The organism is Paenibacillus whitsoniae (assembly GCF_003955665.1).
In the GTDB taxonomy this organism is placed as follows: Bacteria; Bacillota; Bacilli; order Paenibacillales; family NBRC-103111; genus Paenibacillus_E; species Paenibacillus_E whitsoniae.
The window spans coordinates 21,362-33,839 of record NZ_RXHU01000082.1; the positions used below are offsets into that span (position 1 = coordinate 21,362).

At 56.5% G+C, this 12,478-nt stretch carries 9 protein-coding genes; 2 read left to right on the forward strand and 7 right to left on the reverse strand.

The window, feature by feature from the left end; genetic code table 11:
• Nucleotides 1-7: 7 nt before the first annotated feature.
• Nucleotides 8-940 carry a LysR family transcriptional regulator gene (locus tag EJQ19_RS24620; RefSeq protein ID WP_126143894.1) on the reverse strand — a complete coding sequence of 311 codons (933 nt, stop codon included), beginning with the start codon at nucleotides 938-940 and terminating at the stop codon, nucleotides 8-10.
• A 130-nt stretch (nucleotides 941-1,070) separates the two neighbouring features.
• Here EJQ19_RS24620 and EJQ19_RS24625 point away from each other — a divergent pair, with 130 nt between their 5' ends.
• Nucleotides 1,071-1,826: a sulfite exporter TauE/SafE family protein gene (locus EJQ19_RS24625; RefSeq protein ID WP_126143895.1), complete on the forward strand. Its 756-nt coding sequence runs from the start codon at nucleotides 1,071-1,073 to the stop codon at nucleotides 1,824-1,826.
• A gap of 56 nt (nucleotides 1,827-1,882) precedes the next feature.
• Entirely contained in the window at nucleotides 1,883-3,358 is a 1,476-nt protein-coding gene (locus tag EJQ19_RS24630; protein ID WP_126143896.1) for a carboxylesterase/lipase family protein, read from the forward strand.
• Between the two features lie 542 nt (nucleotides 3,359-3,900).
• Here EJQ19_RS24630 and EJQ19_RS24635 read toward each other — a convergent pair.
• The 6 genes from EJQ19_RS24635 to EJQ19_RS24660 form a co-directional block, all read right to left on the reverse strand.
• A complete protein-coding gene (locus tag EJQ19_RS24635; protein ID WP_126143897.1) occupies nucleotides 3,901-6,147 on the reverse strand; it encodes a glycoside hydrolase family 3 C-terminal domain-containing protein in 2,247 nt (748 codons plus the stop codon).
• 15 nt (nucleotides 6,148-6,162) lie between these two features.
• The gene (locus EJQ19_RS24640) at nucleotides 6,163-7,626 is read right to left on the reverse strand and encodes a sulfatase (RefSeq protein ID WP_126143898.1); all 1,464 of its coding nucleotides are present in this window, start codon (nucleotides 7,624-7,626) and stop codon (nucleotides 6,163-6,165) included.
• Nucleotides 7,623-9,461 (reverse strand): cache domain-containing sensor histidine kinase, encoded by a 1,839-nt coding sequence (locus tag EJQ19_RS24645; protein ID WP_126143899.1) that lies wholly within the window; start codon nucleotides 9,459-9,461, stop codon nucleotides 7,623-7,625. Before EJQ19_RS24645 ends, EJQ19_RS24640 begins: the two co-directional genes overlap by 4 nt.
• A gap of 3 nt (nucleotides 9,462-9,464) precedes the next feature.
• Entirely contained in the window at nucleotides 9,465-10,481 is a 1,017-nt protein-coding gene (locus EJQ19_RS24650) for a response regulator (RefSeq protein ID WP_126143900.1), read from the reverse strand.
• Nucleotides 10,482-10,609: 128 nt separating this feature from the next.
• Nucleotides 10,610-11,479 carry a carbohydrate ABC transporter permease gene (locus EJQ19_RS24655; RefSeq protein ID WP_126143901.1) on the reverse strand — a complete coding sequence of 290 codons (870 nt, stop codon included), beginning with the start codon at nucleotides 11,477-11,479 and terminating at the stop codon, nucleotides 10,610-10,612.
• A gap of 1 nt (nucleotide 11,480) precedes the next feature.
• Nucleotides 11,481-12,440: an ABC transporter permease gene (locus EJQ19_RS24660; protein WP_126143902.1), complete on the reverse strand. Its 960-nt coding sequence runs from the start codon at nucleotides 12,438-12,440 to the stop codon at nucleotides 11,481-11,483.
• Nucleotides 12,441-12,478 lie beyond the last annotated feature (38 nt).

Consider the following 12,478-nt stretch of genomic DNA (forward strand, 5'->3'; position numbering starts at 1 on the left):
GTCCCGCTCATCCATCTGCAGGTAGAATTTTTCTCGGTCTCGAGACCGAGCTCTCTGCTGTGTTGGCATTCCTCATGCCCAGCAGAAAAGCCCGAAAGCCTTCGGCCGCGGGAGACAAGCGCCTCTCCGTTTTCCAGGCGAGTCCGATCGTCCGGCGGCAGTCGGGGTCCGTTATGGTCAGCCGGATGACCTTGTCCGGGCACCAGATCGGAACATCCGGCAAAATGGCGACGCCAAGTCCCGCGGCGATCAGGCCGACCGCCGTCATCACTTCTTCCCCCTCGAACGTGATGCGAGGTTCCAGCCCCAAGCGGCCAAACAAGTTGTCCGTGATGGTGCGGAGGCTGTAGCCTTTTTTGAGCGCGATAAACGGATGCTCCGCCAGCTCCTGCAACGAGACGGCCGCCTGCGACGCCAACGGCGAATGCTGCGGCACGTAGGCATACATCTGCTCCTGCCACAAATCCGCCCACGCCACCCCGCTTCGCGCCTCTGTCATCGCGGAAATTGCAAAGTCAACCTCGCGCAGCTCCAGCCGATCCAGCATATCCCGCGTGGAGTCCTGATACAGTTGAAACCGAACCCGCGGCCGCAGCGCGAGAAATTCGCTCAGCAGCGCCGGAACCGCCGAAATGCCGAGCGATTTGAGAAAAGAAATAACCACGGTCCCGCTGTCGGGATCGAGCGCTTCGAGCAGCTCCGTTTTGCCTGCCTCCATCTCTCCTAAAATGCGGTCGACCCGCTTCGCAAACTGCTCCCCATAACGACTAAGCCGCACCGTTCGCTCATCCCGCTCCAGCAAAAGCACCCCAAGCTCCGCCTCCAGCTTCGCAATCGAGCGGCTCAGCGCAGGCTGCGACAGGGAAAGCTTTTCCGCCGCGCGGGTAAAATGCTGCACCTCGGCAAGCGCCTTGAAATGCTCCAACTGCTGCCATTCCATGCTGCAACCCTCCATGTTTTTTGTGCATAGCTTCGATTGCCTTTTCGCATTAGACATCGGCTCCGCTCAATTCTACAATCAAAAGCAACAGACGATCGATCCTGTTCCTTACCACAATCAGGAGGCTCTTATGACTACTGTACTCGCCATTATGCTCGTGATGCTGCTGGTCGGCCTGCTGCTCGGCTTTGTCGGCGCGGGCGGCTCCGGCTTTATGATCGCCGTGCTCACCGTCGGCTTCGGCTACCCGATTCACCTCGCCATGGGCACCGCCATCGCGGCGATGCTGTTTACCTCGCTGACCGGCTTCATCGGCCAGCTCAAGCAAAAAAACACCGACGTCCTCAGCGGCATTCTCGTCGGCGTAACCGGCGCCTGCTCGTCGTGGCTCGGGTCCGGCGTCGCTTTTGCCATTCCGGCAGGCGCGATGAAATGGTGCACGTCCGGCATGCTGATTGTCTCGGGCCTCGCCCTGTGGCTGCGCATGTCCTATGCCGCGAAGCATCCCGCCGATCGGCCCGCTCCCTCCGCGCTGCGGAGCAGATTGTCCGCCATTGGCCTCGGTCTGCTCGTCGGCTTTCTGACCGGCGCCTTCGGGATCGGTTCGACGCCTTTTATCCAGCTGGGCCTGATGCTGCTAGTCGGCCTGAACATGCGCACGGCCGCGGGCACGTCCATGCTCGTCATCCTGCCGATCGCCGCAGCCGGCGCAGCAGGCTACTATACAGCAGGGAGCCTGGACTACAAGCTGCTGCTCACCGTACTCGTCGGTTCCATGACGGGCTCCTATATCGGCGCCCAGTTCACCAGAAGCATGCCGGCATCCGTTCTCAAAACCGGCATGATTGCTATCCCGATGATCGGTGCCTGCCTGCTGCTGCTCTAATTCGTACTGCCTTTTACTTGCCACCATCTTATCACAAGATTCGGAGGAAACGTACCATGCCGTTTACGCAACGGGACGATTGCCCTGTCGTCACTACAAGCTGCGGACCTGTCCGCGGCGTCCGGGAAGACCACATCCTTGCCTTCCGCGGAATTCCTTATGCAGCGCCACCGGTCGGCGCCAGTCGAAGATTTCGTCCGCCGCTGCCGCCAACTTCCTGGGACGGCGTTCACGACGCCAGTCTGTATGGCCCCGCAGCCCCGCAGCCCACGACGCTCGACTTCAACCCACAGCAGTCGGAAGACTGCTTGATGCTGAATATTTGGACCCCCGGCACCTCCGTCCCGGGACGGCCCGTGCTGTTCTGTATCCATGGCGGCGGCTTCACATCGGGCTCAGGCTCTGCCCCCGCTCTCAACGGACAGACGTTCGCCGCGAACGGCGATATCGTCGTCGTGACTGTCAACTATCGGCTCGGTGCGCTCGGCTTTCTCGATCTGTCCGCTGTGCTGGGCGCTGACTACGCGTCATCCGGCAATACCGGACTGCTCGACCTCATCGCCGCACTGCGTTGGGTGCAGGCCAACATCGCTGCCTTCGGCGGCGATCCTTCACGCGTCACCGTCATGGGGCACTCCGCCGGCGCCAAAAGCATCGGAGGGCTGCTCGTGTCCCCGCTGGCGGATGGCTTGTTTCACCGAGCGATTGCCATGAGCGGCGCGGTGCAATCCATCCGCGATCAAGCGACCTCGGCGCAGCTCACCGAGCAGTTCCTGCGCGCGCTGGGGCTCACCGCAGCGACAGCCGATCGCCTGCTGGAGCTGCCAGCCGCGACCTTGATGGCGGCCCAGCAGGTATGGATGCGCGATGTGCGCGGGCTCCACTTCTTTGGCCCTGTCATCGACGGTCATGTCGTGACCGAGTCACCTTTGGAGGCGCTGGCGCGTCAAGGCGCCTCGCTCCGGCCGCTGCTCATCGGCACGGCCAGCCATGAAGCTTACGGGTTCATCGCTGGCGAAGCCGTGCTGAACCCGCCAACCGAAGAGGTGCTGCGCACCCTCTTCGGCCAGGGAGCGGCGGCGGTCCAAGCCGCCTACGAACAAAGGAGCGGTCGCCGCTGCGGCGAATCCGCTCCTGACATGGACGTGTGGCAGTCGGTGCTGACCGACGCCTTCTATCGATCCGCGGCGCTGCGGACCGCGGAGGCGTACAGCCAGGCCGGCGGGCCGGTCTGGCTGTACCGCTTCGGCGCCGCTGCGCCGCAGGACGCCGGGCATGGCAGCGAGCAGCCATACGTCTGGCATCGCGGGTTCCCTGCCGAGCGAGCGCCTCTGGCCCACGCGGTGCACCGCGCCTGGATTCGTTTTATCCATACCGGTGAACTGGGAGAATCGCCAGAGGCAGCGGGGTGGCCGCGCTTTGAGTCTGAGCGGCGCGTTGTGAGGCTTTTCGACGATACGGATACGTACGTCAGTGAAAAGGATTGGGCGGAGGCTGCAGCTTTTCCGATTCAGGCGCTGACGCTGGGGTGATGCAGGAATGGCGTATGTTTTTCTAGAGGCTGGTTATCCGCATTGGGGCTAGACCCAGCTTTCCGCACTTGGCACACCGTTTTCGGCGCACTAAGAGGGGTTAGGCACTCTTACCTAGACCCTTTCTGGCGATTCAATCGCCAGATCGCCTTGCTAACTAGGGCTAGACCCTTCTATTTACGCCAAACACGCCGTTTTCGGCTCACTAAGGGGGGCTAGGCACTCTTAGCAAGCACATTTCTGGCGCTTTAATCGTCAGATCGCCTTGCTAACTAGGACCAGACCCTTCTAATTACGCCAAACGCGCCGTTTTCGGCTCACTAAGAGGGGCTAGGCACTCTTAGCTAGACCCTTTCTGGCACTTTCATCCGGCAGATTGCCTTGCTAACTAGGGCTAGACCAGGGCTATCCCCTGCTTGCTGGCTCTCTTGCCCCTGGTGAAGAAAGCCTCAGCAGGTATAAAAAAACCAAGAAGCGAAAGGCAAACAGACTTCGCCCAGCTCCTTGGTTTTTGACTTGCTTATGGGTTTAATATCTTCCGCCTACCCCCGCAATTCCGGCGAGGATAGCGCAGATTGGCCGAACATCGCTTCGATCTGCCCCACAACCTCCTGCGAATAGCCGAACGAGGAAAGGAAGCCAATAATGGTTCGAATCGGCATGCCCAGAAAAATCGCATACATGGGATTCTTCTCATCCATCCGCAAGTACTGCATGACCTGCCCAACCTGCCCGGCATAGCGTTCATCCCGCAGCCAAGCCCGGAGCGCATGAGAGAGCGTCAACGGCTCTCTGACCTCTTCCTCCGACGCAAATTGAATTGTCGCGCTAAGACGAATGTCCCGCGAGGAAGCGCCGACCAAAATATCGAACGCCCCGGCTTCTACGGCAAATCTGCCCAAGCGTTCGGCGTAATAAGCGAACGCCCGCTCATCCAGCTGCACCTCAACCGTACGGGTTTCACCCGGGAGAAGCGCAACCTTGGCGAAGCCTTTTAATTCTTTATCCGGTCTAGCCACCTCGGCCTGAACGTCGCGGACGTACACCTGTACGACTTCTTGGCCAGCATACTTCCCGGTATTGGTGATGTCGACAGCGATTCGCAGTACTTCTCCGTTCGTGAGGCCGTCGCTGGAAAGACGCAGATTGGCGTATTCAAACGTCGTATAGGATAGGCCGTGGCCAAACGGATACAGTACATCCAGCTTCCTCGTGTCATAGTGCCGGTAGCCCGTGAAGATGCCCTCGGTATAGTGCACCTGGCGGACATTGCCCGGGAATGACAAGTACGACGGGTTATGCTCCAGCCGCAGCGGGAACGTCTCGCTCAGCTTGCCGGACGGCGTCACGCTGCCGAACAGCACGTTCGCAATGGCCGAGCCGCCCGCTTGCCCGGGCAGCCACGCCTGTACGATTCCTTTCACCTTGGCGGCATAGGCGCCAATCGCTGTGGCGGAGCCGCTGTTCACAACGACAATCACGTTGGGATTGACGTGCGCGACCGCCTCAATCAACTTCAGATGACTGGCGGGAATGTGAAGGTCGGCACGGTCGTAGCCTTCACTCTCAATCGCTTCGGTCGTTCCCGCGAACACAATGACGGCATCCTGCCCCGCAGCCAGCATGCACGCTTCCTCCAACAGCTCGGCGCTGCCTGTTTGGTCATACCCGGCGCTATATACAGCATCGGCGAATTTGGCGATTTCCTCATACGGGGAGTCCAGCAGAGCCGGGTTCATATGAGAGCTGCCGCCCCCCTGGAAACGTGGCTCCTTAGCAAATGCCCCCAGCACGGCGACTTTCGCATGTGGAGAAAGTGGGAGCAACGCATCTTCGTTTTTTAGCAGGACGATCGCTTCTTCCGCGACTCTCCGCGCCACAGCATGGTGCCGCTCGACGTCGATGGCGGGCACTTCCCGCTTGTGCGTTACGATCTTCTCCACCGTACGCAGCATGCGCCGCACGTGATCATTGAGCTGTTCATCTGTGATCTGCTGTTGACGGTATGCCTCCAGCGCCTCCTCTGTGCGCGCACTTGGCCCCGGCATCTCCAGATCCAGCCCGGATTGCAGCGAAGCCACTTTATCGACAACGGCGCCCCAGTCCGACATCACCAGCCCGTCGAAGCCCCACTCCTGCTTGAGCACACCGTTTAAATAGGAGTGATGATTGCCCATATGCGTGCCGTTCACCTGATTATAGGCGCACATGACCGTCCATGGGTTCGCTTCGCGAACGACCATCTCGAACGGCAGCATATATAGCTCCCGCAGCGTACGCTCGTCGACTTCAGCGCTAACAACCATCCGATTGGTTTCCTGCTCATTGGCGACAAAATGCTTGATCGATGCACCCACGCCTCCGCCTTGAACGCCTTTGACAAAGGCGACGCCCATGCGACCCGTCAAGTACGGGTCCTCCGAGAAATACTCAAAGTTGCGCCCGCCAAGGGGGGAGCGTTTGCCGTTCATCCCCGGTCCGAGCAGGATGCTGACACCGTAGTGCTGGCATTCCTCTGCCATCACAGCGCCCATCTCCTCAATCAGCGCCTCGTTCCACGTGGCCGCCATAGCCGCCTCGATAGGAAACGCGGTTGCCGGCTTCGTCTGCATGAGCATTTCGCCCGGATTCGTTCCGGTGGAAAGCCGTACGCCATGAGGTCCGTCCGTCAGTGTAACCGACGGGATGCTCAGCCGTTCATTCGCTTGCGTCGTCCAGAAGCTTGCTCCGGCGAGCAGACTGATTTTCTCCTCCACGGTCAACTGCGTGATCAGTTGCTCAATATTCATTGTACGCTCCCTCCTTTATATCAAGCCCAGACGGACATATTGCTCCTCGGGCGCCTCACTGTCCTTCATCAGCCGCTTCATGTGTCCTATCATCCGTGATTCAATCTCAGGGTCATCCATCGGCCGCTGCTGCAACGGATCTTCCTGCACGTCGAACAGCAGCGTGCCGTAGCTGTGCGCGGAGCCGGAACCTGCAGAAGGAATTTTCATGGTCTGCACACCCTTCGTAAACGTGAACGGCGCCCGCAGCTCAATATTCTGCAATTCCCTCACCGAGAACCGGCTGCGCATGTGCGTCGGCATCAGCGTGTAATTGTACAGCGGCTTGTTGTCCTTCGAAACCGGGGCACGCATATATACATAACGGCCATCCGTCACGTTGACATGCGCCCCGTGGAGCCCGAACAGCGCAGCCTCTCGTACCTCCCGGTCGCTAGCAATCGTAGCGGCCAGATCCTTGCCCTGCATGTCGGGCGGAATGTCCAGCCCGAAATAGCGGAGCAGGGTCGGGGCCAGATCGATCGTCTGCACAAGGCTCTGCCTGCGTTCATTGCTGACGCCGCTGCGCGGGTCCCAGATGAACATCGGCATGTGCGCGATCTCATTGTAGAACGGCATAATCGTCTTCGCCCACCAGTCATGCTCGCCCAATAAATAGCCGTGATCGGTGTTGACGATCAGCAGTGTATCTTTCCAGAGATCGAGCTCATCCATCGTATCCAGCACCTTGCCCAAGTAGTGATCGCACATGCTGAGCAGCGCTGCGTATTCGTAACGGACGTGGTCGACTTCTTCCCTCGTTTCTTGCACAGGCCCATACGGCGGCCAGTCAAAATGCTTGCCCCGATAATCGTGAGGATACACGTCCCGATAAGCCTGCGGCGCGTAGAACGGCTCGTGCGGATCGAACGTTTCAATCTGCACGAACCACCGATCCTCCTCCCGGTTATGCCGGATAAATTCCAGTCCTTTGCTTACCGTAAGCGCTTGCGGAAAATCATGCTCCTCCCGAATATATCCCCGGTTGACCCAGTCCTGGCGGATCAAGGGATACATGGCTTTCATCGCAATCATGTCGGGCATATCGGGATCGGCCACATGCCCCTTCCATGGATCGCCTTCCTGTCCCCGAATCAACTCAAAAGAGCTGTACCGGGTATGGTACGTCCCCCCGCCATCCTCCCAATAATGCTGATGATCGGTGACGAGATGGGTATACACGCCATTCGATTTGAGAATCTCCGGCATGGAATCGTCGAAAGGCTCCATCGGCCCCCAACTGCGGTGCAGAAAATTATAACGTCCTGTTTGGAGTTCGCGTCGGGCCGGCATGCAAGGCATACTGGCCACATACGCGCGATCGAACGTTACCGTCCGTTCCGCCAAGCGCTTGAAATTCGGGGCATGGACCCAATCGCAGCCGTAAGGTGGCAGCATATGTCGGTTTAACGTATCGAACATGAGCATAATTGCTTTCATGGCAAACCCTCGCCTTCTTGTTCATGGAGTTGATCATTCAGGGGAAGCCGGATCGACGCGACCGTGCCCCGGCCTTCAAACGAGTCCAGCGACAGTCCGTAAGCGCTGCCGTATTGCAGCACAATGCGCGCATGCACATTGGCGATGCCAAGATTCGGCTGCTTGCCGAACTCGTTCAGGGCGTTCTCTGTCAGCTGCCTCAGCATCGTCTGAATCTGCGCCAAGCGCTCTTGGCGAATGCCCGGGCCGTTATCCGCCACCTCGATCACCAGATCGGCCTGATCGTCGAAGGCATTAATAATGATGCTTCCCCTACCTTCTTTCGCTTCAATCGCATACTTGACCGCATTCTCGACAAGCGGCTGTATGATGAGCTTGGGAATGCGGCAGTTCATAAATTTCTCGTTGACGCTGATCTGGCTGCGAAATGTTCCGGGAAACCGGATATGGATGATCGACAAATATCTCCGAAGCTGTGTCAATTCATCTTCCAGACGCACGATGTTGTTCATATCCTGCGCCGTGTAGCGATAGAAGTCCGCCAGGCTCCGCGCCAGCTTTACCATCTCAGGCATATCCTCGAGATAGGCCATGCTTTTAATAATATCGAGTGAGTTATAGAGAAAATGCGGATTAATCTGCGTCTGCAGCGCCTTCACAAGCGCTTCCTTCTCTCTTAATTGCAGGCTGACCTCCCGCAGCTTCATGGAGCTGACGGTGTCCAGAAGCTGCTGCACCTGCTCCACCATCATATTGAAGCTCCGGTTCAAATACTGAAATTCATCATGCCCCGACTGAAAGGACGCACGCACGCTCAAGTCGCCGCGCTCCACGCTGCCCATCACCTGCCGGAGATGCAGAATCGGCTTGACGAACGCGCCGGAGATGAACGGCACGACGAGGATGATGCACGCCGCGATAATCACAAACGCAAGCACCATGGCATTCGGCGTATGCTTGTAAGCCGACGCCATCTCCTCCAGCGGCACGATGGACACGAACGTCCATCCCGTCGTATCGGAACGTGTCGTAGCGACTAGCGTCTTCCGTCCGTCCCACATCTGAATGGAGGCGTTCTCGGTATTCGTCAAATTCAGTTGGTGAAGCGGTGTTTGCTCACGCGGCAGTCCCAGCCATGGATAGTTGGGGTAATACACGATTCGATCTCCGTCGGATATGATGAAAAACTGGCCATGCGGCGCAAGGCTGGACTTCTCAAACGTATGCTGGATTTCATCCAGATAGAAATCGATCACCAGCTTGCCCAAGAGATCCATATTGTCGACGCTGTAGATCGGCATTTCAAGCGAAAGCACCCTTACATCCTCATTTACGTATTTGACCGCATGTGTCTCGAGAACCTGGGCCTTCTCCGGGATGCCGTCCCGGGCCCAAGGCTCCTCCAACAGCCCTTCTTCCGAGCGCAGCGTCAGATTGGTCATCGCCAACGTACGTTGATCGGATGCCATGAGGAACATGCCGACGATTTCCGGATAATTCAAGGCGACATACTTTCTCAGCACCTTCTGAACTTCCAGCTTCTCCTCCAACGGAGCTTCCTTCTCTTCCTTCAACCACATCTGCACAAGCTCGTCTTTCATGACAGACTGGGTCGACTTGGTCAGTTGATAAATATAGAAATCGATATGATGGTTCAGACGAAGCGTCGCTTCCTCCGAGATGCGATGGAAATCCCGCTTGATGCCGCTGCTGTAATAGGAATAGGATAACAAGCCCATGACCAGAATCGTTAGCAGACCGACGAGCAGGAACGCGAGGGTCAGTTTGGTTTTGATCGAGAACCGTTTATGAAACCGCTGCAGGTATCGGTTCATTCGCTACACGCTTAACCTTTTCCGATATTCATTGGGAGATTGCCCTGTCAACTGCTTAAACACTCGGTTAAAATGAGGCAGCGATTGAAAGCCGACAAGCTCGGCGACTTCATACACTTTGCGCTCGCCGTCGACGAGCAATTGCTTGGCGTGCTGGATGCGAAGAGCATTCAAATAGTTAATGAACGATTGCCCGGTATATTTCTTGAACAGCAAGCTGAACTGCGACACGCTGATATGAAAGCGCTGCGTAATGTCGGAAACGGAAAGCTCCTCCCGATAGTGACTTTGTAGATAGTCGCACACCTTCCGTACAATCTGCCGCATTTCCACATTGTTCATGGCGTGATAGCTATGCAGCCAAGCCTCTGATAGTTGCAGAAAATGCGCCTCAATCTCTTCCGGCCGCAGCCCCGGAGACAACCCCAATCGCTTGAAGCCAGGCTGCGTGTTCTGAATGAGTTCGTTGTATTTACTCGAGAATGTTCGAAGTAGCAGGCTCTTTTCACTTTCCTGCAAATCTTCTGCCAAGAGGATGCTGGATGTGATTCGAGCTTGCTCCTTGAATAGCTCTGAGGTCTCAAAATCCGTAAGTTTATCGAATAATTGCTGAATCATCAAAAAGTATTGGCGTAAATGATGAAACTGCGGGATCCGCGCCTTTGCCTTCTCCAGCGCAGCAACGAGCTCCTCCTCCAGAACAGGCTTCAGCAGAAAGTCGTTGACCTGGTAACGCAGCGCCTGTCGCGCATACTCGAATTCATTATGACCGGTTACAATGATCGTGATGACGGGCAGTTGCCGTTCTGCGATTTCCTTGACAAGCCACAAGCCGTCTTGCACCGGCATGCGGATATCCGTAATCACAATCGCCGGCCATACCTGATGGATCATCTCCAGCGCTTCTGTGCCGTTGCCGGCCTCCGCCACCACCTCGTATGCGCCTTCCTGCTGCTCAACCATTTTCACAACGGCGCTGCGAATCCACTGCTCGTCTTCCACCACCATAATCTGATACATAGGAAGAACCTCCGAAATTTAGTCATGAAATCCTGCCATGAGCGCCGCAGCCTGTGTGGGCTCGCAGCGCTCATACGATGATTATATCATGCGCCATTTCGCTTCCTAACAGACCTCCGGCAGGATGACTACCCCTTCACAGAGCCGACCAGCATCCCCTTGTCGAAGTATTTCTGAAAGAACGGGTACATGACAATCATCGGAAGCGACGCCATAGCGACAACGGCCATCTTGACCGGCGGTCCGAATTCGTAACCATTGGCAACCGACTCCAACGAATTGCCGGACTCCAGCACGATCTGCCGCAGAAATACTTGCAGGGGCATCAGCTGCGAATCGCTGATAAACAGAATGGCCTGAAAGTAGGAGTTCCAATAAAATACCGCATAGAACACCGTAAATGTCGCAATGGAGGTCATGGACAGCGGCAGCATCACACGCAAGAACAGCTTCCATTCCCCGCAGCCGTCGATGCGTGCCGCCTCCTCCAGCTCCTTGGGCGTGTTCTGAAAGAAGCTGCGCATCACGATCAGATTAAACGGCAGGATCAGATTGTTCAGGAAGAGCGACCAATAGCTGTTCAATAAGCCTAGATTGCTGGTTAGTAAATAGGTCGGAATAATGCCGCCGCTGAACAGCATCGTAATCAGCACCATGAGATTCAGCGTCTTCCTGCCCTTGAGCCACGTCCGGGAAAGCGCATAAGCCATCAGCGTAGTCGCCGATATACTCAAGGCGGTGCCGCCAACCGTAATGATGATGGCATTCCAATACGAGGTTAGAAAATTATGATTGCTGAACAAATAGCCGTAAGCATTCAGCGTCCACGTCTTCGGAAACAGAAAGACGCCTCTGGAGAGCATTTCCTGTTTGGTCGAGAATGAGCTGAACAGCACGTACAGGCAAGGCAGCAGTACCGCCAGCAGAATGACGGCGATGACCCCATAGATGACAATATCGAAGAAGGACAGCTTGCGCATAGCAGCCGTAGATTTCATGTCAGTACACTCCTTCCTCCCCGATTTTGCGGGACGCCTGATTGGCCAAATAAACAAGAAACAGACCGATAATGGACTTAAATAAACCGACCGCCGTCGTATAGCTGAACTCCGCTTGGGTAATCCCCACACGGTATACATACGTATCGAACACCTCGGACACCTGCAGATTCAAGGCGTTCTGGAGCAGCAGAATGTGCTCGAAGCCCGTATCCATCACATGTCCAAGTCTTAAAATAAACAGAATGATAATCGTAGAGCGCAAGGCCGGCAGGTTAATATGCCAAATTTGGCGCAGCCGGCTCGCGCCGTCCACCCGCGCCGCTTCGTACAGCGTAGGATCGACCGATGCCAGTGCAGCAAGAAAAATAATGGCGCTCCAGCCCGCTTCCTTCCAGATCACCTGAAACAAATAAAGCCAACGGAAATAGTGGGGATTGGTCATCAATTCAATCCGCTCATAGCCCCAGGTTGACAGCAGATTGTTAATGCCCCCGTCCTGCGTCGAGAACAGCAGCGCCGTCAAGCTGACAATGACGACCCAGCTCAGAAAATGCGGCACATAGAGGAGCGTTTGCGCACCTTTTTTGAACCAGCTGACGCGCACCTCATTCAAGAGAACCGCCAGAATAATCGGAACTGGAAAGAAGAAAAACAGATTGATGCCGCTAATGAGCAAGGTGTTGCGAAATAACATCCAAAAATCAGGATCACGAAAGAGCGCCTCGAAATGCTGCAAACCAACCCAAGGGCTGCCCAGAAAGCCTTCGAACGGATCGTATTCCTGAAACGCAATCGCAATGCCGCCCATTGGCACATATTTGAACACAATGAAGAACAGAAGCCCCGGCAGGAGCATGAGGTAGACCGGCAAGCCCCGCTTCCACTCATACCAACGGCTGCGGCTCCCTGTCTTGCTGCGGATATTCTCGGTTCGTGCAACAGTTGATTGCAAGATCATGCCCTCCCTATAGCCCGACTCCGGGAAAGCTTGGTGAT